Source organism: Streptococcus sp. F0441, assembly GCF_000314775.2.
GTDB lineage: Bacteria > Bacillota > Bacilli > Lactobacillales > Streptococcaceae > Streptococcus.
Map to the genome: position 1 here is coordinate 774,568 of NZ_KB373321.1, position 25,074 is coordinate 799,641.

The 25,074-nt window shown below is 40.7% G+C and carries 25 protein-coding genes; 21 read left to right on the top strand and 4 right to left on the bottom strand.

What is annotated here, in order from left to right; all coding sequences use genetic code 11:
• Nucleotides 1–33: 33 nt before the first annotated feature.
• The gene (locus HMPREF9188_RS03645; protein WP_009729947.1) at nt 34–1,374 is read right to left on the bottom strand and encodes a sodium-dependent transporter; all 1,341 of its coding nucleotides are present in this window, start codon (nt 1,372–1,374) and stop codon (nt 34–36) included.
• A gap of 252 nt (nt 1,375–1,626) precedes the next feature.
• Between HMPREF9188_RS03645 and HMPREF9188_RS03650 the strand changes: the two genes are divergently transcribed.
• A complete protein-coding gene (locus HMPREF9188_RS03650) occupies nt 1,627–2,367 on the top strand; it encodes a MerR family transcriptional regulator (protein WP_009729948.1) in 741 nt (246 codons plus the stop codon).
• 28 nt (nt 2,368–2,395) lie between these two features.
• Here the strand turns inward: HMPREF9188_RS03650 and HMPREF9188_RS03655 are convergent, their stop codons facing one another.
• From HMPREF9188_RS03655 to HMPREF9188_RS03665, 3 genes are read right to left on the bottom strand one after another with little or no spacing between them, the layout of a single operon-like run.
• Entirely contained in the window at nt 2,396–2,851 is a 456-nt protein-coding gene (locus HMPREF9188_RS03655) for an 8-oxo-dGTP diphosphatase (protein ID WP_009729949.1), read from the bottom strand.
• Nucleotides 2,852–2,870: 19 nt separating this feature from the next.
• Nucleotides 2,871–4,046, bottom strand: coding sequence for an NAD(P)/FAD-dependent oxidoreductase (locus tag HMPREF9188_RS03660; RefSeq protein ID WP_033588896.1), 1,176 nt, complete (start codon nt 4,044–4,046; stop codon nt 2,871–2,873).
• A 57-nt stretch (nt 4,047–4,103) separates the two neighbouring features.
• Nucleotides 4,104–4,949, bottom strand: a complete 846-nt coding sequence (locus HMPREF9188_RS03665; RefSeq protein ID WP_009729951.1) for a DegV family protein — start codon at nt 4,947–4,949, stop codon at nt 4,104–4,106.
• Nucleotides 4,950–5,073: 124 nt separating this feature from the next.
• On the opposite strand from HMPREF9188_RS03665, the gene HMPREF9188_RS03670 reads away from it, so the two are divergent.
• The 20 genes from HMPREF9188_RS03670 to HMPREF9188_RS03765 all read left to right on the top strand — a co-directional run bounded on the left by HMPREF9188_RS03670 (nt 5,074) and on the right by HMPREF9188_RS03765 (nt 24,771).
• On the top strand, nt 5,074–5,631 hold the full coding sequence (locus HMPREF9188_RS03670; protein ID WP_009729952.1) for a TetR/AcrR family transcriptional regulator: 558 nt from the start codon (nt 5,074–5,076) through the stop codon (nt 5,629–5,631).
• An 18-nt stretch (nt 5,632–5,649) separates the two neighbouring features.
• Nucleotides 5,650–6,117, top strand: a complete 468-nt coding sequence (locus HMPREF9188_RS03675; protein ID WP_000136990.1) for a deoxycytidylate deaminase — start codon at nt 5,650–5,652, stop codon at nt 6,115–6,117.
• An 88-nt stretch (nt 6,118–6,205) separates the two neighbouring features.
• Complete coding sequence (gene upp / locus HMPREF9188_RS03680) at nt 6,206–6,835, top strand: uracil phosphoribosyltransferase (protein WP_000515972.1); 630 nt, start codon at nt 6,206–6,208, stop codon at nt 6,833–6,835.
• A gap of 173 nt (nt 6,836–7,008) precedes the next feature.
• A complete protein-coding gene (locus HMPREF9188_RS03685; RefSeq protein ID WP_000613462.1) occupies nt 7,009–7,599 on the top strand; it encodes an ATP-dependent Clp protease proteolytic subunit in 591 nt (196 codons plus the stop codon).
• Between the two features lie 78 nt (nt 7,600–7,677).
• A complete protein-coding gene (locus HMPREF9188_RS03690) occupies nt 7,678–7,947 on the top strand; it encodes a YlbG family protein (protein WP_000462130.1) in 270 nt (89 codons plus the stop codon).
• An 87-nt stretch (nt 7,948–8,034) separates the two neighbouring features.
• Complete coding sequence (locus tag HMPREF9188_RS03695) at nt 8,035–9,195, top strand: ABC transporter substrate-binding protein (RefSeq protein WP_000726111.1); 1,161 nt, start codon at nt 8,035–8,037, stop codon at nt 9,193–9,195.
• A 120-nt stretch (nt 9,196–9,315) separates the two neighbouring features.
• On the top strand, nt 9,316–10,185 hold the full coding sequence (locus HMPREF9188_RS03700) for a branched-chain amino acid ABC transporter permease (protein WP_000941407.1): 870 nt from the start codon (nt 9,316–9,318) through the stop codon (nt 10,183–10,185).
• Nucleotides 10,186–10,188: 3 nt separating this feature from the next.
• A complete protein-coding gene (locus HMPREF9188_RS03705; protein ID WP_009729953.1) occupies nt 10,189–11,145 on the top strand; it encodes a branched-chain amino acid ABC transporter permease in 957 nt (318 codons plus the stop codon).
• Nucleotides 11,145–11,909, top strand: coding sequence for an ABC transporter ATP-binding protein (locus HMPREF9188_RS03710; RefSeq protein ID WP_001186017.1), 765 nt, complete (start codon nt 11,145–11,147; stop codon nt 11,907–11,909). Before HMPREF9188_RS03705 ends, HMPREF9188_RS03710 begins: the two co-directional genes overlap by 1 nt.
• Nucleotides 11,909–12,619, top strand: a complete 711-nt coding sequence (locus tag HMPREF9188_RS03715) for an ABC transporter ATP-binding protein (RefSeq protein WP_000062209.1) — start codon at nt 11,909–11,911, stop codon at nt 12,617–12,619. The genes HMPREF9188_RS03710 and HMPREF9188_RS03715 overlap by 1 nt, the downstream gene beginning before the upstream one ends.
• Before the next feature lie 366 nt (nt 12,620–12,985).
• The gene (locus tag HMPREF9188_RS03720) at nt 12,986–14,764 is read left to right on the top strand and encodes a phosphotransferase (RefSeq protein WP_000255711.1); all 1,779 of its coding nucleotides are present in this window, start codon (nt 12,986–12,988) and stop codon (nt 14,762–14,764) included.
• Between the two features lies 1 nt (nt 14,765).
• Nucleotides 14,766–14,951, top strand: coding sequence for a hypothetical protein (locus HMPREF9188_RS03725; protein WP_000859101.1), 186 nt, complete (start codon nt 14,766–14,768; stop codon nt 14,949–14,951).
• A gap of 1 nt (nt 14,952) precedes the next feature.
• The gene (locus HMPREF9188_RS03730; protein WP_009729954.1) at nt 14,953–16,380 is read left to right on the top strand and encodes a cytosine permease; all 1,428 of its coding nucleotides are present in this window, start codon (nt 14,953–14,955) and stop codon (nt 16,378–16,380) included.
• Between the two features lie 154 nt (nt 16,381–16,534).
• Nucleotides 16,535–17,191 (top strand): CBS domain-containing protein, encoded by a 657-nt coding sequence (locus HMPREF9188_RS03735; protein ID WP_000268650.1) that lies wholly within the window; start codon nt 16,535–16,537, stop codon nt 17,189–17,191.
• 109 nt (nt 17,192–17,300) lie between these two features.
• Nucleotides 17,301–18,396, top strand: a protein-coding gene (prfB, locus tag HMPREF9188_RS03740) for a peptide chain release factor 2 (protein ID WP_096421901.1) whose coding sequence is annotated in 2 segments (ribosomal slippage) — nt 17,301–17,372 and nt 17,374–18,396 — 1,095 coding nt in all. Because the reading frame shifts where the segments join, the coding sequence is not laid out codon by codon here.
• A 17-nt stretch (nt 18,397–18,413) separates the two neighbouring features.
• Nucleotides 18,414–19,106, top strand: a complete 693-nt coding sequence (gene ftsE / locus HMPREF9188_RS03745) for a cell division ATP-binding protein FtsE (RefSeq protein WP_000022273.1) — start codon at nt 18,414–18,416, stop codon at nt 19,104–19,106.
• Nucleotides 19,099–20,025: a permease-like cell division protein FtsX gene (ftsX, locus tag HMPREF9188_RS03750; RefSeq protein WP_000625557.1), complete on the top strand. Its 927-nt coding sequence runs from the start codon at nt 19,099–19,101 to the stop codon at nt 20,023–20,025. The genes ftsE and ftsX overlap by 8 nt, the downstream gene beginning before the upstream one ends.
• A gap of 217 nt (nt 20,026–20,242) precedes the next feature.
• Nucleotides 20,243–22,429, top strand: a complete 2,187-nt coding sequence (locus tag HMPREF9188_RS03755; protein ID WP_000974084.1) for a PTS transporter subunit IIBC — start codon at nt 20,243–20,245, stop codon at nt 22,427–22,429.
• 51 nt (nt 22,430–22,480) lie between these two features.
• A complete protein-coding gene (locus HMPREF9188_RS03760; protein WP_000670866.1) occupies nt 22,481–23,296 on the top strand; it encodes an endonuclease/exonuclease/phosphatase family protein in 816 nt (271 codons plus the stop codon).
• Between the two features lie 131 nt (nt 23,297–23,427).
• Nucleotides 23,428–24,771, top strand: a complete 1,344-nt coding sequence (locus tag HMPREF9188_RS03765) for a DEAD/DEAH box helicase (RefSeq protein ID WP_002875957.1) — start codon at nt 23,428–23,430, stop codon at nt 24,769–24,771.
• Nucleotides 24,772–25,074 lie beyond the last annotated feature (303 nt).

Sequence of the window (25,074 nt, forward strand, 5' to 3'; positions counted from 1 at the left end):
AGGGCCTGAGTTTACTACTCAAGTCCTTTTTAATTACATAAATTGGGCGATGAAAACCACAATGATGATGATTGGAATGATGAAACGAAGAAGGAAGAGCCAGACTTGGAAAAGTCCCTGTTTCCATGCTCTTTCATCGAGATGGAGTTCCTCCATAGCAAGAGCCTTTTTAAAGATATAGCCAGTAAAAAGTGACAGACAGAGGGCTCCAAATGGCATGAGGAGATTGGAAACCAAGAAGTCCATAGCGTCAAAGAAGGTCTTCCCAAAGATGTGGACATCCGCCATAACACCGTAAGAAAGGGCTGAAGGAATACCAAAGATAAAGGTCAAGATCCCTAAAATAGCACTCCATTTAGCGCGCTTACTGTTGTCCTGATTGGTGATATTGCCCACATTGATTTCCAGCATCACGACAGAAGAAGTAACCGTCGCAAAGAGGAAGAGCAAGAGGAAGAGGATGTAGAAAATGGTTCCCAAAGGCATCTTGTCAAAGAGTTGAGGCAAGACGATGAAAAGGAGGCTTGGTCCCCCTTCAGACTGGATATTGAAGGCTGACATGGCTGGGAAAATGGCTAGTCCAGCCATGATGGATACTGAGATATTCATGGCTACGATGGAAATCCCTGACTGGACCAGATTGGTTTTCTTGTCCAAGTAGGAAGCATAGGTCAGCATGGCTGTAACCCCTAGTGAGAGGGCAAAGAAAGATTGTCCCAGAGCATAAAGGAGACCAGCGCTAGTTAGTTTTGAAAAGTCTGGTTTGAGGAAGTAGAGAACCCCTTCCATGGCGTTTGGCAAGCTGAGAGAGCGCCCGATGATGATAACAAAGATGATAAAGAGTAGCGGCATCATGACTTTTGAGGCTCTTTCAATCCCTTTTTGAACCCCACGTGATACAATAAAGATATTCAACAAGATAAAGGCAGCTTGTGCGCCAAGGGCAATGGCTGGATTTGAAATGATTGAAGTAAACAACTGAGCATAATCACTCGTCCCAGCAAGCTGGAACAATTTTCCAAACTCAATACCTAGATAGACTAAAATCCATCCTCCGATAACACTGTAAAAGGAGAGGAGGATAAAGAGGGCAAAGGCACCAATCCAACCGATAAAGTTGTACTTGTTATTGTTGCCTAGTTTTCCAAAGGTTTTGATAGCGGAAACGCCAGCACTACGACCTAGGGCAAATTCAGCCAGCAGGAGCGGGAAACCGATTAAAATAGTGGAAATGAGAAAGACTAGTAAAAAGCCTCCCCCACCATTAGCAGCAGTCATGTAGGGAAATTTCCAAACGGCTCCAAGTCCGATAGCTGAACCAGCAGATGCTAGGATAAAGCCTAGTTTCGAGCCCCATTGCGATTTTTCTGACATAGTTGAAACTCCAATCTCTTTTTTAAAATAAGAAAAGGCTACTTGAGTTGTCAAATAGCCCTCTCTCAATGGCTCTCTATGAGCCTTCTGTTTGATTGATAGACTTGACTATCCTATCATGTTTTCTAAGGTCTGTCAAGAAAACCATTTTCAAGTTTTCACACCTTTCTCAAAAAGTTAAAAATTTTTCTCAAAAACACTTGACTCTGACCTAAGGGGAGGAGTTATACTATTTCTTGTAAGGAGGAAATCATGTACCATATAAAAGAAGCTGCGCAGCTTTCAGGTGTCTCTGTCAAGACCCTGCACCACTACGATAAGATAGGACTTCTGGTTCCCTTAAAGTCGGAAAATGGCTATCGAACCTACAATCAAGAGGATTTGGAACGACTTCAGGTCATTCTGTACTACAAATATCTAGGTTTTTCTTTAGAAAAAATAGCAGAGCTGTTAAAGGAAGAAAGGACAGATTTATTGCCCCATTTGACCAGACAGTTGGACTATTTGACCCAAGAAAGGCAACATCTGGATACCTTGATTTCCACCTTGCAAAAAACCATTCAAGAACAAAAAGGAGAAAGAAAAATGACGATTGAGGAAAAATTCACTGGATTCAGCTATCAAGACAATCAAAAATACCACCAAGAGGCGGTAGAGAAATATGGTCAAGAAGTCATGGATCAGGCCCTCGAGCGCCAAAAAGGCCGTGAAGACGAGGCTACGGCTGCCTTTAACCAAGTCTTTCAAGCCTTGGCTCAAAATCTTCAAGCTGGTCTGCCTGCAACAGCAGCTGAAAACCAAGAGCAAGCAGCTAAGCTCTTGCAAGCCCTTCGTACTTATGGATTTGACTGCTCTATTGAGGTATTCGGTCATATCGGTAAAGGCTACGTCTACAACCCAGAGTTTAAGGAAAACATTGACAAATTTGGTTCTGGAACAGCTCAATACACATCAGATGTTATTGCAACTTACGTTCAGACAAATGCAGAATAAATAGGCTAGGAATTTCCTAGCCTATTTTTTACTTCAAATCATAAAGCCAGTCGTCACCGTCTTTGTAGTAAAAGAATTCACTGAGATTCTCTTCTAAAAAAACACGAAGCATATCAGACATATCCTCAGTAGCTAGTTTAAGATGAGATAGATTTTCAAAATCCTCCCACCAAACTTTCCCTTCGTCTGAAGACTGGAGTTCACCAGTAAAGTGTTCCGTCTTGTAAAAAAGGACGACATAACGATAATCCTTGTCATCGTACCAGTTTTTGATACCACAGAGTTGGGGTTTGGAAATGGTCAGACCAGTTTCTTCTTTCACTTCACGAATGACAGCATCGACAAAGGATTCGCCACGTTCAACATGACCACCAGGAAAAGTAATACCAGGCCAGTCAGGGCTAACTCTGTCTTGGACCAGAACCTTGTCTCCGTTTTGAATCATGCACATGTTGACAAATTCAACTGATTCTCTTCTATTCATTTTTTACAACCTTTGATATTTAATCATAATGCAGACTTCCTGCTACCCAGCCAGTACAGAGGGCAGAAGTGATGTTAAAGCCACCCGTGTGGGCATTGATATCCAGTACCTCACCAGCAAAGTGGAGCCCAGGAACGAGTTTACTTTCCAGAGTTTTGGGATTGATTTCCTTGAGACTGACACCGCCTTTAGTTACAAAGGATTTGGCAAGAGACATTTTGCCAGTCACAGGAATTTTGAGAGCCTTGATAGATTGGACAAGTTGCTCGCGTTCTTTTTCAGTTAGCTGTTTAACTTTGTCAGGATAGCCTTGCACAAAGAACTCTGCTAAACGTTCTGGAAGCAAAGTTTTCAAAGCATTTTTCAAGGATTTTTCCCGATTTTCCTCTAGAAATGCTACCAAGTCGCTCTCAGAAAGTTGAGGCAAAACATCCAGTGAAAGAACTTCTCCACCCTTGACAAAGCTGGACATACGCAGAGCAGCAGGGCCCGACAAACCAAAGTGGGTAAAGAGCAGATCGTGAGTGATGACATGCTTACCATAGCTTAAGGTCACATCGTCTAGTGAAATCCCCTGAAGCGCTTTGTGTGGAAAATCAGTCAACAAAGGACTCTCAGCAGCCTCAAGCTCAGTAATGGTATGCTTAAAATGACGGGCAATCTCATGTCCAAAACCAGTCGAACCAGTGGAAGGATAGGATTTTCCGCCAGTTGTGACAATGAGTTTATCACAAGTGAAGGTTTGGTCTGCGGACTTAAGGACAAACTGGTCGTCTATCTTTTTAACCGAAACAATTTCTGTTTGAGTAGCAACTTGACCACCGAGTTCAGTGATTTTCTTTTCTAGTGTCTCGATAATAGTCCGAGACTTATCACTAGCAGGAAAGACGCGTCCGTGGTCCTCGACCTTAAGTTTAACACCATTCTCCGTAAAAAAGTTGATGATATCGTGGTTATCAAACTGGGAAAAGACACTGTACAGAAAGCGTCCATTTCCAGGAATTCCAGCCAGAAGGTCATCTAAGCTTCCGTTGTTAGTCACATTACAACGACCACCACCCGTTCCAGCTAATTTTTTTCCGAGTTTGCGATTTTTTTCGATGAGAAGAGTTTTCTGACCATAAAAACTACTGGAAATCGTAGCCATCATGCCTGCAGGTCCACCACCGATAACAATAGTATCAAAATGTTTCATAGCTCTATTGTACCACAAAAAACAAGAGATGCTTGGCATCTCTTGTTGCTCATAATCTTAGTTGATTTCATATCCCATCAACAAACCGCCATCTTCTGCATAGAAACTGCAGAGACCAGACGTCGGGATGATTTTGATATTGGCTTGTGGGAAGGTTTCCAGCAAGCGTTCCGACAATTGCTGACAGAATTTTTCATTGCTGCGATGAGCCATGACAATTCGACCACCAGCATAGCCAGCCTTGATGAGCTCTTCATAGGCTGCTTGAAGGGATTTTTTTGGTCCACGTGCTTTCTGGAGCAGTTCTAAGGTTCCAGTTTCACTTGCTTCCCCAACCATACGAATGTTGAGAAGGCCAACGACTGTACCAATCAGCTTACTCAAACGGCCATTTTTTACCAAGTTATCGACCTTAGCGAGGACAAAGAGCAACTTTGTTTTTTCTTGGTAGGCCGTAATAGCTTCAACAATTTCTTCAAAAGAAAGTCCTTGATCAATCAATTCATTGATTTTTTCAACAATCAAGTCAACCTCACCACCTGCAGACAATGTATCGATCACATGAATCTGAGTGTCAGGATGTTCTTCAAGATAGATATTCTTAGCGAGCTGTGCACTATTATGGCTACCTGAAAGAGTACCAGTGATAGTAACGACAAAGATATGCTTAGCACCTTCAAATGCTCGCAAGTAATCATCAGGGCTAGGACAAGCTGATTTTGAAGCCTCAGAAGTCGCATACATGGTTTCCATCATGTGGTCAATGTTAAGATTGGCATCATCGATAAAGACCTGATCAGCTACTTGAATGGTTAAAGGAACACTAACAAATTCAGTATCAATAGCAGGAGTTGCCAGTTGACGATAATCACAACCAGAGTCAGCCACAATCTTCCAAGTCATAGAAATTCTCCATCTTTGTCACTTATACATTGACAAAGGTTCTGTCTTTTTTTACAATTATATCATGAAAGCCCTTGAAACAAAAGTACCACCTCTCTGTTGTCACAAGTAGAAAGAAATTGTTATGTCTGAACGTAGAATATCTGAAAAATCTCTTGAAAATCTCAGAAAATCAAATCAAGAATCCAATTTTTTAACCAGAGAAGCAATCGAGACGGCTCTTTTGCAACTTCTAGAGAAAAAGGACTTGGCAAAGATCAGTATTTCAGAATTAGTCAAGCGGGCGGGCGTTTCTCGTGCTGCCTTCTATCGTAACTATGACTCCAAAGAAGAGATTTTGGAAAGCGTCTTTAAACGCAGTGTCCATAACATTATGGAACAGTTGAGCCATTACGATGTTAAAACAGACCTTTATCTAGTCTGGGTACACCTTTTCCGCGCAGCCAAGAAAGAAGCCAAGGTTATCCAACTTGCTCTGGACTACCACTTAGAAAAGATTTTTGTCCAAGCCATGCAGGAATTTCTGGAAAAATACCACGGAAAGTCAAAAGACGTTAGCAGCTACCTTCATTCCTTTTGGAGTTCTGCCATCGTATCAGTCCTGCTCAAATGGATCAAGGATGGCATGAAGGTTCCAGCTGAAAAGATTGCCGATTTACGCTTGCCATTTTTCAAAAAATAGAGGAAAAGGAGAAGATTTATGACAGAAAAAAGACTGGCTTGGGATGAGTACTTTGCAGCCCAGGCTTTACTGATTGCCAATCGTTCGACCTGTAAACGTGCCAAGGTGGGAGCTGTCCTAGTCAAGGACAATAAAGTCATTTCAACTGGCTATAATGGTTCCGTATCGGGAACGGAGCACTGTATTGACCACGAATGTTTAGTCATTGAAGGTCACTGTGTCCGAACCCTTCACGCCGAGGTTAATGCCATCTTGCAAGGAGCCGAACGAGGGGTTCCCAGAGGTTTTACAGCCTATGTGACCCATTTCCCTTGTCTGAACTGCACCAAACAACTGCTACAGGTTGGTTGTAAGCGCGTGGTTTATATCAACCAGTACCGAATGGATGACTATGCCCAGTACCTTTATCATGAAAAAGGCACCGAGTTAACCCATTTACCATTAGAGACTGTTCAGACAGCTCTTCAAGAGGCAGATTTGATTTAAAAATTAATTAAAATAAATGGTTTAGAAAGCTTTTTAAACCGTTTTTTGATATAATAAGAAGAATAAATTGAAAGAAGGAACTCAGAAAATGGGAAAAATTGAAGTCATTAATCATCCACTTATTCAACACAAATTGTCAATCTTGCGTCGTACAGATACTTCCACAAAGGCTTTTCGTGAACTAGTAGACGAGATTGCAATGTTGATGGGATATGAAGTACTTCGTGATCTTCCACTTGAAGACGTGGAAATCGAAACACCTATCACAAAGACCGTTCAAAAACAATTGGCTGGTAAAAAATTGGCGATTGTCCCAATCTTGCGTGCAGGTATCGGGATGGTAGATGGGCTCTTGAATCTGGTTCCAGCAGCAAAAGTTGGACACATCGGTATGTACCGTGATGAAGAAACCCTTCAACCAGTTGAATACTTGGTGAAATTGCCTGAAGATATTGACCAACGTCAAATCTTTGTTGTTGACCCAATGCTTGCAACAGGTGGCTCAGCAATCTTGGCAGTAGATTCACTTAAAAAACGTGGCGCATCCAATATCAAGTTTGTCTGCCTGGTATCTGCTCCAGAAGGTGTAAAAGCCCTTCAAGAAGCACACCCAGATGTAGAAATCTTTACTGCGGCTTTGGATGAACGCTTGAACGAACACGGTTATATCGTTCCAGGTCTTGGAGATGCTGGAGACCGCTTGTTCGGTACTAAATAAAATCCCAAAGTAAATATTGAAACTAGAAGTTCGTTTTTAACTTGAAAGGAGGTTGAGTTTTTGTTTCTGTTTAGAGAATAGAGCAAAAATTTGACCTTTTTTGACCAAAAAGATATAATAGTTCTGTATTGAGTCGTAAGACTAAGAAAATTCAACATTAAAAGGAGAAATGAATGATTCCTGTAGTTATTGAACAAACAAGCCGTGGAGAACGTTCCTATGATATTTACTCACGTCTACTAAAAGATCGTATCATCATGTTGACTGGACCAGTTGAAGACAACATGGCCAACTCCGTTATTGCCCAATTGCTCTTCTTGGATGCCCAAGACAGTACAAAAGATATTTACCTTTATGTAAATACTCCGGGTGGTTCTGTTTCAGCTGGTTTGGCAATCGTTGATACCATGAACTTTATCAAGGCAGATGTCCAAACCATCGTTATGGGGATGGCAGCCTCAATGGGGACTATCATTGCATCAAGTGGAGCAAAAGGCAAACGTTTCATGCTTCCAAATGCAGAGTACATGATTCACCAACCAATGGGTGGTACAGGTGGTGGTACCCAACAAACCGATATGGCAATCGCTGCAGAGCACTTGCTTAAAACTCGTAAGACTTTGGAGCAAATTCTTGCAGATAACTCTGGTAAAACAGTCGAGCAAATTCATGTAGACGCAGAACGTGATTACTGGATGAGCGCCCAAGAAACACTTGAGTATGGTTTTATTGATGAAATCATGGCCAACAATTCTTTGAGCTAACCAAGCTAAAAAGCAAACTCGACGGGGTTTGCTTTTTTTGATATAATAGGAGAAGATTTCTTAGAAAGAGGATTTATCATGTTTGAAAAGGTCAATCGATCAGGATTAATCATCTATCTTTACTATAATCGGGATGCAAAGAAACTTCAGGAATACGGTGACATCTGTTACCATTCTAAGAAGCATCGCTACTTGCAGCTCTATGTTCCAACTGAGGAGCTAGATGACTTAGTTGAGAGGTTAGGTAAGGAAAGATTTATCAAGAAAATTAGGCGGTGTCACATTCAAGAGTTAGAAACTCCCTTTGTTGGGAATCTCTATCGAAATGAAGAAAACGTTATCATTTAAAAAAGTGAATAAAAAGGTTGACAATTTTCTGATAATTCGGTATATTCTTAACATACTATTTTTGAAACAACTATAAGGAGATTAAAAATGAAGAAAAAATTTGCCCTATCTTTTGTGGCCCTTGCTAGCGTAGCCCTTCTCGCTGCTTGTGGAGAAGTCAAATCAGGAGCCTCAAACGCTGCTGGTAACTCAGTCGATGAAAAGACAATTAAAATCGGATTTAACTTTGAAGAAACAGGTGCCGTAGCAGCCTACGGAACATCTGAACAAAAAGGAGCTCAACTTGCCGTTGATGAAATCAATGCAGCAGGTGGTATCGATGGAAAACAAATCGAAGTTGTAGACAAAGACAACAAGTCAGAGACTGCCGAAGCAGCTTCTGTTACAACGAACCTTGTTACCCAATCAAAAGTAGCAGCTATTGTAGGGCCTGCGACATCTGGTGCAACTGCTGCAGCGGTAGCTAACGCTACCAAAGCTGGAGTGCCATTGATTTCACCAAGTGCTACTCAAGACGGTTTGACTAAAGGTCAAGATTACCTATTTATCGGAACATTCCAAGATAGCTTCCAAGGGAAGATTATTTCAAACTATGTGACAAACAAATTGAATGCTAAGAAGGTTGTTCTTTATACTGACAATGCTAGTGACTATGCTAAAGGTATTGCTAAATCTTTCCGTGAAACCTACAAGGGTGAGATTGTAGCAGATGAAACGTTTGTAGCAGGTGATACAGACTTCCAAGCAGCCCTTACTAAAATGAAAGGGAAAGAGTTTGACGCTATCGTTGTCCCAGGCTACTACACAGAAGCAGGTAAAATCGTAAACCAAGCGCGTGGTATGGGAATTGATAAACCAATCGTTGGTGGTGATGGATTTAACGGTGAAGAATTTGTTCAACAAGCAACAGCTGAAAAAGCATCAAACATTTACTTCATCTCAGGATTCTCAACTACAGTTGATGTTTCTGAAAAAGCTAAAGCCTTCCTTGAAGCATACCGTGCTAAATACAATGAAGAGCCTTCAACCTTCTCAGCCTTGGCCTATGACTCAGTTTACCTAGTAGCAAATGCTGCAAAAGGTGCTAAAAACTCAGGTGAAATCAAGGACAACCTTGCTAAAACCAAAGATTTTGATGGTGTAACTGGTCAAACAAGCTTTGATGCTGACCACAATACAGTGAAAACTGCTTACATGATGACTATGAACAATGGTAAAGTAGAAGCAGCAGAAGTTGTAAAACCATAACATTAGAATAGTAGTTGAAATAGGGAATGAGCCTTTGACTCACTCCCTGTTTCGGTGTTTATGAACTTGTGAAAATGATGAAAATTTTCTAAAAAATAACGATAGAAAAGAGTGAATGCTATGCTCCAACAACTTGTGAATGGTTTAATTCTGGGTAGTGTTTATGCACTTTTGGCCTTGGGTTATACCATGGTTTATGGAATTATCAAACTCATCAACTTCGCCCACGGTGATATTTATATGATAGGTGCCTTTATTGGTTACTTTTTGATTAATTCCTTCCAAATGGATTTCTTTTTAGCTTTGATTATTTCAATGGCAGGAACTGCACTACTTGGTGTTGTGATTGAATTTCTTGCCTACCGTCCTTTGCGACACTCTACACGCATTGCTGTATTGATTACTGCCATCGGGGTGTCTTTCCTACTGGAATACGGAATGGTTTATCTCGTGGGCGCCAATACTCGTGCCTTCCCTCAAGCAATTGAAACCGTCCGTTTTGATTTCGGGCCAATTAGCTTGACAAATGTTCAATTGATGATTTTAGCAGTTTCTGTACTCTTGATGGTTTTATTGCAATTGATCGTTCAAAAAACAAAAATGGGGAAAGCCATGCGTGCGGTATCAGTTGATAGTGATGCTGCTCAATTGATGGGAATTAATGTAAATCGTACAATCAGCTTTACCTTTGCTTTGGGTTCAGCCCTTGCTGGTGCAGCAGGTGTCCTCATTGCCCTTTACTACAACTCTCTTGAACCTTTGATGGGCGTGACTCCAGGTCTGAAATCATTCGTTGCGGCCGTACTGGGTGGTATCGGGATTATTCCTGGTGCAGCTCTAGGGGGATTTGTGATTGGCTTGTTGGAAACATTTGCTACTGCCTTTGGTATGTCTGATTTCCGTGATGCTATCGTATATGGAATCTTGCTTTTGATTCTGATTGTTCGACCTGCAGGTATCCTTGGTAAGAATGTGAAAGAGAAGGTGTAAATAATGAAGACAAATCTTAAAGTAAATATTCTCTGGTTATTCCTTCTGTTAGCGGGTTATGGATTGATTAGTGTACTGGTTTCTGCTGGTGTTCTCAATCTATTCCATGTACAAATTTTAGAACAAATTGGGATTAATATCATCCTTGCAGTAGGTTTGAACTTAATCGTTGGTTTTTCAGGACAATTCTCACTTGGTCATGCAGGTTTTATGGCAATTGGGGCTTATGCAGCAGCGATTATTGGCTCAAAATCACCAACCTATGGCGCCTTCTTTGGAGCAATGGTCTTGGGCGCCTTGATTTCTGGTGCAGTTGCTTTGCTCGTTGGGATTCCAACACTCCGTTTGAAGGGTGACTACCTGGCTGTTGCGACACTAGGTGTTTCAGAAATCATTCGTATCTTTATCATTAATGGTGGAAGTTTGACCAACGGTGCTGCTGGTATCTTGGGTATTCCAAACTTTACCAATTGGCAAATGGTTTATCTTTTTGTGGTGGTCACAACTATTGCAACTCTCAACTTCCTACGTAGTCCAATCGGACGCTCTACTCTATCTGTTCGTGAGGATGAGATTGCTGCAGAATCCGTTGGGGTAAACACTACAAAGATCAAGATTATCGCTTTTGTCTTTGGTGCCATTACAGCAAGTATTGCTGGTTCACTTCAGGCTGGTTTTATCGGATCTGTTGTGCCAAAAGATTACACCTTTATTAATTCCATCAACGTGTTGATTATCGTTGTATTTGGTGGACTTGGATCTATTACTGGTACCATCGTTTCAGCGATTGTTTTAGGAATTTTAAATATGCTCCTTCAGGATGTTGCTAGCGTACGTATGATCATCTACGCCTTGGCTCTTGTATTGGTGATGATTTTCAGACCAGGTGGACTTCTTGGGACATGGGAATTAAGTCTATCACGTTTCTTTAAAAAATCTAAGAAGGAGGGACAAAACTAATGGCACTACTTGAAGTTAAACAATTAACCAAACATTTTGGCGGTCTAACAGCTGTTGGAGATGTCACTCTTGAATTGAACGAGGGAGAATTGGTTGGTCTGATTGGACCGAACGGGGCTGGTAAAACAACCCTTTTCAATCTCTTGACTGGTGTTTATGAACCAAGCGAAGGTACTGTGACATTAGATGGTCACCTCCTCAATGGGAAAACTCCCTATAAGATTGCTTCACTTGGACTCAGCCGTACTTTCCAAAATATTCGTTTGTTCAAGGACTTGACAGTTTTGGAAAATGTTTTGATTGCATTTAGTAATCATCATAAACAACATGTCCTTGCGAGCTTTCTACGTCTACCAGCTTTTTATAAGAATGAGGAAGAATTAAAAAGCAAAGCTTTGGACTTGCTGAAGATTTTTGATTTGGATAGTGACGCAGATACTCTTGCTAAGAATCTGGCCTATGGTCAACAACGCCGATTAGAAATCGTTCGTGCTCTGGCAACTGAACCTAAGATCCTCTTTTTGGATGAACCTGCAGCTGGGATGAATCCTCAAGAAACAGCTGAATTGACAGAATTGATTCGCCGCATCAAAGATGAATTTAAAATTACCATCATGCTTATCGAACATGACATGAATTTGGTTATGGAAGTCACTGAGCGTATCTATGTTCTTGAATATGGTCGCTTGATTGCTCAGGGAACTCCTGACGAAATTAAGACGAATAAACGTGTTATCGAAGCTTATCTAGGAGGTGAAGCCTAATGTCTATGTTAAAAGTTGAAAACCTCTCTGTGCATTACGGTATGATCCAAGCAGTTCGTGATGTAAGTTTCGAGGTTAATGAAGGTGAAGTTGTTTCCTTGATTGGTGCCAATGGTGCTGGTAAAACAACCATTCTTCGTACCCTTTCAGGTTTGGTTCGTCCAAGTGCTGGTAAAATTCAGTTTTTAGGAAAAGAAATTCAAAAGTTACCAGCTCAAAAAATCGTGGCAGGTGGCCTTTCACAAGTTCCTGAGGGACGCCATGTTTTCCCAGGCTTGACTGTTATGGAAAATCTAGAAATGGGAGCCTTTCTAAAGAAAAATCGTGAAGAAAATCAAGCTAACTTGAAAAAAGTTTTCTCACGCTTCCCTCGTCTGGAAGAACGTAAAAACCAAGATGCAGCAACTCTTTCAGGCGGTGAACAGCAGATGCTGGCTATGGGACGCGCTCTCATGTCTACACCTAAGCTCCTCCTCTTGGATGAGCCGTCAATGGGACTTGCCCCTATCTTTATACAAGAAATTTTTGATATCATTCAAGATATTCAGAAGCAAGGAACAACAGTTCTTCTAATTGAACAGAACGCTAACAAGGCCCTCGCTATCTCTGACCGTGGTTATGTCCTTGAAACAGGAAAGATTGTCCTATCAGGAACGGGAAAAGAACTCGCCTCATCAGAAGAAGTCAGAAAAGCATATCTAGGTGGCTAAAACAATCCAGTGGATTGTTTTAGTCGGCAGATAAGGATTGCGTAAGCAATTCTCCTCTAGTCTGGGAGACTAGTTTAGGTTGCGGATGGAGATTGCATAAGCAATTTCCCTATAGTCCGGGGGCGTTTCAATCGTTAGATGAAGATGGTCAAACAATCATCATATAACAGGGACTTACTTTCCTAATCATCAGATGATAAAATGTTCTGGAGCTCCAACTTAGGAGCTTTTTCGTTTATATTTGGATTTTGGAAATAAATGAAATGGTGTCTTAATTTTAACTAGATGATTTCGTGTTTGAATTGACAGTCCTTTTTGTTCATATTATAATATGGGTAAGTGGAAATTGAACAGGAGAACTGAGAAATGGTAACAGAAAAACAATTTAAACTTTTGCGTTTTATGTTGACACATAAAGAAAAGACCTTTACTCAGAGACAGTTAGCTGAAGAGCTAGATTTATCTTTAGGGACAGTTAACACATTGTTGAAAAAACTGAAAGAAGAGAAGTGGGTTGATGAGGAGCTTCACTTAACAGAACTAGGCCAGAAAGTTTTAGAGCCCTATCGAGTAGAAAATGCTATTATAATGGCTGCTGGAATGAGTAGTCGTTTTGCTCCTTTGTCTTATGAGATTCCTAAAGGATTGCTTCAAGTTAAGGGGGAACGCTTGATAGAGAGGGAAATCAGACAACTGCAAGAAGCAGGAATAGAAGATATAACCGTTATCGTAGGCTATCTTCAAGAAAAAATGTTCTATCTTGCTGAGAAATTTGGTGTAAAAATTGTAGTGAATAATGACTACTACAAATACAATAACTGTTCATCTCTCATGTTGGTTAAAAATCAACTTTCCAACACTTATATTTGTTCATCGGATAATTATTTTGTGGAAAATCCGTTTGAGCAATATATTTATAGAGGTTATTACTCGACCATATTTGCAGAAGGTCAAACGGACGAATATTGTGCTATAGAGGATTCGAATCACACGATCATTGATATCCAGATTGGTGGAGAAAATACTTGGGCCATGGTGGGGCACGTTTATTTCGACCGTGCATTTAGCGAGAAATTCAAGGAAGTTTTAGAAACCGAGTTTAAGCACGAACCTTATCGGGAACAGCTTTGGGAGGATTATTATAGTCGGCATGTCAAGGAACTCCTTTTAGAAGCTCGTCACTATTCAGCGGATATTGTTAAAGAATTTGATTCACTAGATGAACTTCGTCAATTTGATGAACGTTATTTGGTAAATGCAGATTCGGCCATTATTGATAATATCTGCAAGACATTAAAGTGTGTGGCTTCAGATATTGTCAATATTAAACCCCTAAAAGACGGTTTGACCAACACTTCGTTTTCATTTGACTGTCTAGGGAAAAAATATGTTTACCGACATCCGGGCAGGGGAACTGAAAATTATATCGATCGAGCTAGTGAAGCAGCTTCTATGGAAATTGCCGCAAAATTAAAGATTGACCGTACCTTTGTAGCTATGAACAAGGATGAGGGCTGGAAAATTTCAGAATTTATTCCCAATGCTAAGCAACTTGACTATGAAAATTGGGATGATGTGACAAAAGCAATGGACCTCTTGAGACGGTTGCACCAATCTGGAGAAAAAACGGGACATTCCTTTGACCAATTTGAGGGAATTGATGATTTTAGAGAAAAATTGAAGGCTAGAAATCGATTTGAGTTTGATGGTCTCGAGGAATTGGATGAAACTGTTTCAATTCTCAAAAACTATTTACAGAATGATCCGAAACAGGTTGTCCTTTGTCATGGAGATTCCTATAGTCCTAATTTTTTGTTAAATGAAGCAGGTGAAATGAGCTTGATTGATTGGGAATATTCTGGAATGGGAGAGCCAGCAGGAGATTTAGGAACCTTTATCGCTTGTTCCAATTATTCCGTAGAGGATGCTGAAAAAGTACTGGAATTGTATCTACAAGAAGTACCAGATAGGAAAACCAAACGTCACTACTTGGCTTATGTAGCAGTGACCTCATATTATTGGTTCTTGTGGGCTTTGTTCCAGGAGAGTGTCGGAAAACCAGTCGGTGAGTTTCTCTACATCTGGTATCGCTATACCAAACAATATGGACAACTGGCCCTTGACTTGTATTTGGAGGAAAACTAAGATGAAAACGACATCCGAAATTGAAGAATTAGTAGCAGCTGAAACAAAGAGAAGATTGGAAGAAATGGAGTCACCAAACTACGAGTTTGTTCAACCCTTCCTAAAAAGTGATTTCATTTTAATCATCTCCATAGTCCTAATCAACCTTGTTTTGATTATCTTAGCAATGACGGGAGGAATTCAATAACATGTCTAAAATGAATGACTATATCCAACAAGAAACCATAACAGGAATTGTCCCCATGACCAATAAGGATCGTCAGTATTCTTTTTGGGATCTATTTCTATCGACAAGTGGTTTTGCCATTGCTACTTGGTGTTACACCCAAGGGGCTTATGTAGCTCAATATTTGACCTTTAATCAAATGTTGATAAATATTTTTAGCTTTAACATTATCTGGGTCTTTATTGAATGTCTTCCTATTTTGTTTGCAGTTAAATATGGAATTGATTTGTGGATTTGGTTAAGAGCTGTTCTAGGAAAAAGAGGTGTAGCCCTGTTATCAACCATTATTAGCTTGGCTAACTTTGGATGGTATGCTGTTGCGGCCAATCTTTTTGCCAGTTCCATGATCCATTTGGCAAACAATTTTGGCCTTGGTTTGGACAAGGGAGTATGGGCACCTATTCTTGGTACCCTCTGTGTTCTGCTTGGAACGCTCATTGCTCTTGGAGGCCCGGAAGTGATTAAATGGACCAATCGCTTCTTGGTTATCGCCTTGTTGATTGTCGGTCTGATCATCGTTGGAATCTGCTTTGTCGCCGTTCCTATAACTGATATTATGAATATCCAACCAGCCACTCAAGGAGATTTGACGCCATTAGAACGCTTCATGCTCTCCGGAGAAGGAAATGTTGCCTTCGCTTTTTCTTGGTCTACACAGGCATTGGTTTTACCGCGTTTGGCAAAATCAGAACGCAGTGGTTATTGGGCTACAGCCTTATCATACGGAGTTGTGGCTCCATTCTTCGTTGCGACAGGTGGAGTCATGGCTCTAGCCATGTTTGTCAAAACAGGTGTTTATGAAAGTGATCCAACAACCATGCTATCAACTCTAAGCACCCCGGCCTTTGCTCTCTTAAGTCTACTACTAGTAGCCTTTGCCAATATTGGAACCCAGGGGACAGGATCGTATGTGAACTGTATGATTGTCAAAAGCGGGATGCCTAAAGTAAGTTATAAGCTAATGGTTTGGATTGCCATGGTTTACGTGAGTCTACTCACCATCTGGGGAGGAGTGGAAGAGTATTTCGGATCCTTCATCTCCCTAGCCGCTTATATTCAGGGACCAATTATTGGTATGATTGTTGTCGATTACTTTATCTTAAGAAAACGAAAACTCGACTTGCGTTCAGCCTATTTCCTTGAAGGTCATGACGCCTACGAGTTTACTAAAGGATTTAACGTGGTTGGCTTGTCTTGTGTATTTATCTCCTTATTGGTAGCAGTACTATTTGTTTACAACCCTGTAACAGCACAAATTCAAAGTCCAATCTTTTTAGTCACAACGGGTAGTGGTTTTACTGCGCTATTCGGTGGCCTACTATACTGGCTAGCTAGTCTTAGCCCATTGAAACGTTATATGATAAAAGATCGAGACACAATTACGATTTAAGAAGAGAGGGGACTAAGGTTCCCTCTTATTTTATACTGGCATTTTATGCAAACTTATCAGATTATTCAAAATCTTGAAAAAGAGATGAAAGCGTTTGATAGATTTTCTAAGAAAGTGTATAATAAAAGTAGCAATATAGAAGGAGAAGTGTCCCATGGCAGTTAAAGATTTCATGACCCGTAAGGTAGTTTATATCAGTCCAGATACGACTGTAGCACACGCAGCAGATTTGATGCGCGAGCAAGGTTTGCACCGTTTACCTGTTATCGAAAACGATCAATTAGTCGGATTGGTAACAGAAGGAACCATCGCGGAAGCCAGCCCATCTAAAGCAACCAGTCTCTCTATCTATGAGATGAATTATCTTTTGAATAAAACCAAAGTAAAAGATGTGATGATTCGAGATGTCGTGACTGTTTCTGGATATGCTAGTCTAGAAGATGCGACCTATCTGATGCTGAAAAATAAAATTGGGATATTACCAGTCGTAGATAACCATCAAGTTTATGGAGTAATTACAGATCGCGATGTCTTTCGGGCATTCTTGGAAATTGCCGGATACGGAGAAGAGGGAATTCGTGTTCGTTTTATTACAGAAAATGAAGTCGGTGTACTGGGGAAAATTGTAGCTCTAATCGTAGAAGAAAATCTAAATATCTCGCACACAGTTAACATTCCACGTAAGGATGGGAAGGTCGTCATCGAAGTTCAAATTGATGGAAAAATCGATTTGACTTCATTAAAGGATAAGTTTGAAAAAGAAGGAATTCAAGTGGAGGAAATCACTCAGACCTCTGCCAAAGTCCTTTAAACCAGAGGCTTTCGGGCCTCTTTTCTTCTGCCACAAAAGCGATGAAAAGCAAAATATGGAAAGAAATAAGAGATTATGGTATAATAAAACGATATGAAAAGGAGTATCTATGGACATTTCAGAAATTCGTCAAAAAATTGACGCAAATCGTGAAAAATTAGCTTCTTTCAGGGGGTCTCTTTGACCTCGAAGGCTTAGAGGAAGAGATTGCCATCTTGGAGAACAAGATGACAGAACCTGATTTTTGGAACGATAATATCGCGGCCCAAAAAACGTCGCAAGAATTAAATGAATTAAAAAACACCTACAACACCTTCCGTAAAATGGAAGAGTTGCAGGATGAAGTTGAGATTTTATTGGACTTTTTAGCAGAAGACGAGTCAGTCCATGATGAACTGGTCGAGCAGCTAACCGAGTTGGATAAGATGATGACCAACTACGAGATGACCCTTCTCTTGTCAGAACCTTATGACCATAATAATGCCATCTTGGAAATTCATCCAGGATCTGGTGGTACTGAGGCTCAGGACTGGGGTGATATGTTGCTTCGCATGTACACTCGTTATGGAAATGCAAAAGGCTTTAAAGTAGAAGTCTTGGATTACCAGGCAGGTGATGAAGCAGGTATCAAGTCTGTGACCTTGTCTTTTGAAGGTCCCAATGCATACGGACTACTTAAATCAGAAATGGGTGTTCACCGTTTGGTCCGTATTTCACCATTTGACTCTGCCAAACGTCGCCATACTTCATTTACATCCGTAGAGGTTATGCCTGAGCTGGATGATACCATCGAAGTGGAAATTCGTGAAGATGATATCAAAATGGATACCTTCCGTTCAGGTGGTGCTGGTGGACAAAACGTCAATAAAGTTTCAACAGGTGTGCGTTTGACACATATTCCTACAGGAACTGTCGTCCAATCAACGGTCGATCGTACCCAGTATGGAAATAGAGATCGTGCCATGAAGATGTTGCAGGCTAAGCTCTATCAGATGGAGCAAGAAAAGAAAGCTGCGGAAGTTGATTCCCTCAAAGGTGAGAAAAAAGAAATCACATGGGGAAGCCAAATCCGTTCATATGTTTTCACACCTTATACTATGGTAAAAGATCACCGTACAAGCTTTGAAGTTTCCCAAGTAGATAAGGTCATGGATGGAGACCTTGATGGTTTCATCGATGCCTACCTCAAGTGGCGAATTAGCTAAGAAAGAAAGGAACTCATATGTCAATCATTGAAATGAGAGATGTTGTCAAAAAGTATGACAATGGAACGACTGCCCTGCGAGGTGTCTCTGTCACCATTGAACCAGGAGAGTTTGCCTATATCGTAGGACCTTCTGGGGCAGGTAAGTCAACCTTTATTCGAGCTTTATACCGAGAAGTAAAGATCGAAAAAGGAAGCCTAACAGTTGCAGGCTTTAATTTAGTCAAAATTAAGAAGAAAGATATCCCGCTTCTACGTCGTAGTGTTGGGGTGGTCTTTCAAGATTACAAACTCTTGCCAAAGAAAACGGTTTATGAGAATATTGCCTACGCAATGGAGGTTATCGGAGAGAATCGCCGTAACATCAAAAAACGTGTTATGGAAGTGTTGGATCTAGTAGGTTTAAAACACAAGGTTCGTTCTTTCCCGAATGAACTCTCAGGTGGAGAACAGCAACGGATTGCGATTGCCCGTGCGATTGTCAACAATCCTAAAGTATTGATTGCGGATGAACCAACAGGAAACTTGGACCCAGATAATTCGTGGGAAATTATGAATCTGTTGGAACGCATCAATCTTCAAGGTACAACTGTTTTGATGGCGACCCACAACAGCCAAATCGTAAATACCTTGCGCCACCGTGTCATTGCCATTGAAAACGGCCGTGTCGTTCGTGACGAAGCTAAAGGAGAATATGGATACGATGATTAGTAGATTTTTTCGCCATTTATTTGAATCATTAAAGAGTTTAAAACGAAATGGCTGGATGACAGTAGCAGCAGTAAGTTCGGTTATGATTACCTTGACGCTCGTTGCCTTATTTGCATCCGTAATTTTTAATACAGCAAAACTGGCTACCGATATTGAAAACAACGTTCGTGTTATGGTCTACATTCGTAAGGATGTAGCGGATAACAGTGAGACGATTGAAAAAGAAGGTCAGACAGTTACCAATAATGACTACCACAAGGTATATGATGCTTTGAAAGCTATGCCTGCTGTTAAGAGTGTTACCTTCTCAAGTAAAGAAGAGCAGTACGAAAAATTGACGGAAACAATGGGTGACGATTGGAAGGTCTTTGAAGGAGATGCAAATCCTCTCTATGACGCCTATATCGTTGATACAAATTCTCCGAGTGATGTTAAAACGGTAGCTGAAGAAGCGAAGAAAATTGAGGGAGTATCAGAAGTTCAAGATGGTGGAGCCAACACTCAACGACTTTTTGAACTAGCTTCCTTTATCCGTGTTTGGGGATTGGTTATTGCAGGGCTCTTGATTTTTATCGCAGTCTTCCTCATCTCCAATACCATTCGTATCACTATTATTTCACGTAGTCGTGAGATTCAGATCATGCGTCTTGTAGGAGCGAGAAATGGCTATATCCGTGGCCCATTCTTGCTAGAAGGTGCTTTTATTGGCTTGCTTGGCGCAGCAATTCCTTCAGTTCTTGTATTCTTTGTTTACAATATCGTTTATCAATCGGTCAATAAATCCTTGGTAGGTCAAAACTTATCGATGATTACACCAGATGTGTTTGTCCCTTTGATGACAGTTCTACTATTTGTAATCGGAATTTTCATTGGTTCAATTGGTTCAGGAATTTCGATGCGTCGATTCTTGAAAATCTAATTGGATATAAATGCAAATTGAGATAAAAACAGAAAAATGATACATTTTTAAAAGAGAAGTTTTCGTAAACTTCTCTTTTTTCTTCTAAAAATTAAAAAAAGTAGACAATTTTTTTATAAAAGCCTTTACAAAAAAAAATAAAGTGGTATAATTGAATTATAAATAAGTGCAAACGTTTTCGTAAAACGTTTGCCTAAAAAATATAAAGGAGATTTGAATGATGAAAGATACATTCAAAAATGTCTTGTCTTTCGAATTTTGGCAAAAATTCGGTAAGGCATTGATGGTGGTTATCGCTGTTATGCCAGCGGCTGGATTGATGATTTCAATCGGTAAGTCGCTTGCATTGATTGACCCAAATCTTGCCCCACTTGTTATTACAGGTGGAATTCTTGAGCAAATCGGTTGGGGAGTTATCGGTAACCTTCATATTTTGTTTGCTCTTGCTATCGGTGGTAGCTGGGCTAAAGAACGTGCAGGCGGTGCATTTGCAGCAGGACTTGCCTTTATCTTAATCAACCGTATCACTGGTACTATCTTTGGAGTTACAAGTGATATGCTGAAAAACCCTGAGGCTATGGTCACTACCCTCTTTGGAGGCTCAATCAAAGTTTCTGATTACTTCATCAGTGTTCTTGAAGCACCAGCATTGAACATGGGTGTTTTTGTAGGGATTATCTCTGGTTTTGTAGGGGCAACTGCCTTTAACAAATACTACAACTACCGTAAACTTCCTGATGCGCTTTCATTCTTCAATGGGAAACGCTTCGTACCATTCGTTGTCATCCTTCGTTCAGCTATTGCAGCAATTGTACTTGCAGCTTTCTGGCCAGTTGTTCAAACAGGTATCAACAACTTTGGTATCTGGATTGCCAATTCACAAGAAACAGCACCTGTTCTTGCACCATTCTTGTATGGTACTTTGGAACGTTTGCTCTTGCCATTTGGTCTTCACCACATGTTGACTATCCCAATGAACTATACAGCTCTTGGTGGTACTTATGACATTTTAACTGGTGCAGCTAAAGGTACTCAAGTATTCGGTCAAGACCCACTATGGCTTGCATGGGTAACAGACCTTGTAAACCTTAAAGGTACTGATGCTAGTCAATACCAACACTTGTTAGATACTGTTCACCCAGCTCGTTTCAAAGTTGGTCAAATGATCGGTTCATTCGGTATCTTGATGGGTGTCATCGTTGCTATCTACCGCAATGTTGAAGCAGACAAGAAACACCAATACAAAGGAATGATGATTGCAACAGCTCTTGCAACTTTCTTGACAGGGGTTACTGAACCAATCGAATACATGTTCATGTTTGTTGCAACACCTCTTTATCTTGTATATTCTGTTGTTCAAGGTGCTGCCTTCGCTATGGCTGATATTGTTCACCTTCGTGTGCACTCATTCGGTTCAATTGAATTCTTGACTCGTACTCCGCTAGCTATCAACGCTGGTCTTGGTATGGATATCATTAACTTTATCTGGGTAACTGTCCTCTTTGCAGTCATCATGTACTTCATTGCCAACTTCATGATTAAGAAATTCAACTATGCAACTCCAGGACGTAACGGAAACTATGAAACTGCTGAAGGAGCATCAGAAGATGCAACTCCAGGAGAAACAAAAGTTGCAGCAGCTTCTCAAGCTGTAAATATCATTAACCTTCTTGGTGGTCGTGCAAACATCGTAGATGTAGATGCATGTATGACTCGTCTTCGTGTAACTGTTAAGGATGCAGATCGTGTTGGTACTGAGGAACAATGGAAAGCAGAAGGCGCTATGGGTCTTGTCATGAAAGGACAAGGTGTCCAAGCTATCTACGGACCAAAAGCTGACGTATTGAAATCTGATATCCAAGACATCCTTGACTCAGGTGAAGTAATTCCTGAAACTCTTCCAAGCCAAATGACAGAAGCTCAAAAAAATACTGTACATTTTAAAGGTGTAACTGAGGAAGTTTACTCAGTAGCTGACGGTCAAGTTATTGCCTTGGAACAAGTGAAAGATCCAGTCTTTGCTCAAAAAATGATGGGTGATGGTTTTGCAGTAGAACCAGCAAATGGAAACATTGTATCTCCAGTTACAGGTACTGTATCAAGTATCTTCCCAACAAAACATGCACTTGGACTTGTTACTGAATCAGGTCTTGAAGTACTTGTTCATATTGGTTTGGATACTGTAAGCCTTGAAGGAAAACCATTTACTGTTCACGTTTCTGAAGGACAAAAGGTTGCAGCAGGTGATCTTCTTGTTACAGCTGACTTGGATGCTATCCGTGCAGCAGGTCGTGAAACATCAACAGTGGTTGTCTTTACAAATGGTGATGCTATCAAATCAGTTAAATTAGAACAAACAGGTTCTCTTGCAGCTAAAACAGCAGTTGCTAAAGTAGAATTGTAATATACTCGAGGTTGGAAGCTGTTTTCCAACCTCTTGTTTTAGGAGAAAAGCATGAAATTTTTAACACTCAATACTCATAGTTGGATGGAAAAAGAAGCAGAGGAAAAATTCCAGCTCTTGCTCCAAGATATTCTTGACAAAGATTATGATTTGATCTGTTTTCAAGAAATTAATCAAGAAATGACTTCGCCGGAGGTAGAGGTTAACAATCACTATCAAGCTTTGCCATCAGCAGAACCTATTCATCAGGATCACTATGTACGACTTCTGGTTGAAAAATTGGCTGAGAAAGGGAAAAACTACTACTGGACTTGGGCTTATAATCATATTGGCTATGACCGCTACCATGAAGGTGTAGCTATCTTATCCAAAACACCTATTAAGGCGCGTGAGATTTTAGTATCAGATGTAGATGATCCAACGGACTACCATACTCGCCGTGTTGTCTTAACTGAGACAGAGGTTGAAGGCAAGGAACTTGCTCTTGCAAGTGTCCATCTCTCTTGGTGGGATAAAGGTTTCCAAGAAGAATGGGCACGATTTGAGGCTGTATTAAAAGAGTTGAACAAACCTCTGATTTTAGCTGGAGATTTCAACAACCCAGCTGGTCAGGAAGGCTATCAAGCGATTTTAGCTAGCCCATTAGGATTACAAGACGCGTTTGAAGTTGCGAAAGAAAGAAGTGGTAGCTATACCGTTCCACCAGAAATTGATGGCTGGAAAGGCAATACCGAATCACTACGAATCGACTATGTCTTTACGACAAAAGACTTAGAAGTGGAAAGTTTGCATGTAGTTTTTGATGGCCAAAATGGTCCACAAGTCAGTGACCACTATGGTTTGAATGCTGTATTGACCTGGAAATAATGAAAGAGGTTGGAATCAGAGGTTCCAACCTTTTAAGCTACTTGAATCTTTAATACAGGACTGAGATTCAAATGAAGCTACTGAAATAGGACAAAATATGGTATAATTGAAAGGATAGAATCGAGGATAGTATGTCATTTAAGAAATTTCAATTTAAAAATTATATAGCAGAAGCCTTGGAGGAGTTGAAGTTTACGACTCCTACCGAAGTTCAGGAAAAGTTGATTCCTATTGTCTTGGCAGGTCGTGACTTGGTGGGCGAGTCAAAAACAGGTTCAGGAAAGACCCACACTTTCTTACTACCCATTTTTCAGCAATTAGATGAAACTAGCGATAGTGTGCAGGCGGTCATTACTGCACCAAGTCGTGAGTTGGCTACTCAAATTTACCAAGCAGCTCGTCAGATTGCAGCTCACTCAGATGTCGAAGTTCGTGTGGTTAATTATGTGGGTGGTACGGATAAGGCGCGTCAGATTGAAAAACTGGCCAGCAACCAACCACATATCGTTATCGGAACGCCAGGTCGCATCTATGACTTGGTCAAATCTGGTGATTTGGCTATTCACAAGGCTAAGACATTTGTAGTTGATGAAGCCGATATGACCTTGGATATGGGATTCTTGGAGACAGTCGATAAGATTGCAGGGAGCCTTCCAAAAGACTTGCAATTCATGGTCTTTTCAGCGACCATTCCACAAAAATTGCAACCGTTCTTGAAAAAATACTTGTCAAATCCTGTCATGGAAAAAATCAAGACCAAGACAGTCATCTCAGATACGATTGATAACTGGTTGATTTCGACCAAGGGTCGCGACAAGAATGCTCAAATTTATCAGTTGACTCAGTTGATGCAACCGTATTTGGCAATGATTTTTGTTAACACTAAAACGCGTGCTGATGAATTGCATGCATATTTGACTGCTCAAGGATTGAAGGTAGCAAAGATTCATGGAGATATTGCCCCTCGTGAACGCAAGCGGATTATGAATCAGGTGAAAAATCTAGATTTTGAGTATATTGTCGCAACGGACTTGGCAGCGCGTGGAATTGACATTGAAGGTGTCAGCCATGTTATCAATGACGCCATTCCGCAAGACTTGTCCTTCTTTGTTCACCGTGTTGGACGAACTGGGCGCAACGGACTGTCTGGTACGGCTATTACCCTTTACCAGCCTAGTGATGACTCGGATATCCGTGAGTTGGAAAAATTAGGTATCAAGTTTACTCCTAAGATGGTCAAAGACGGAGAGTTTCAAGATACCTATGACCGTGATCGTCGTGCCAATCGTGAAAAGAAGCAGGATAAGCTTGATATCGAAATGATTGGCTTGGTCAAGAAGAAAAAGAAAAAAGTCAAACCAGGCTACAAGAAGAAGATTCAATGGGCGGTGGATGAAAAACGTCGCAAAACCAAGCGTGCTGAAAATCGTGCTCGTGGCCGTGCCGAGCGTAAAGCCAAACGCCAAACATTTTAAGGACAAAATTGGAGCTGCATAGCTCCTTTTTTAACTTCTTTTAATGAATTTTCAAAAACACTGCAAAAAAAAGTAAAAAGTGGTATAATGATAAGGTTATATAGTCCCGATAAGATGGTAGAAATATCTATCAGTACTTTGTAACTCGCAAAGAATGATGGCTCCAAAGTCGCTCGTCATTCTACGGTTGCCGCTATCATGCGGTCACCCTATGCGCCTTACTAGCTTCAGAAATAAAAAAGTATCGTTTTTATTTCTTTCGCGTCGTAACTCTTAGACAATAGAAAATTTCTATCAGTACTT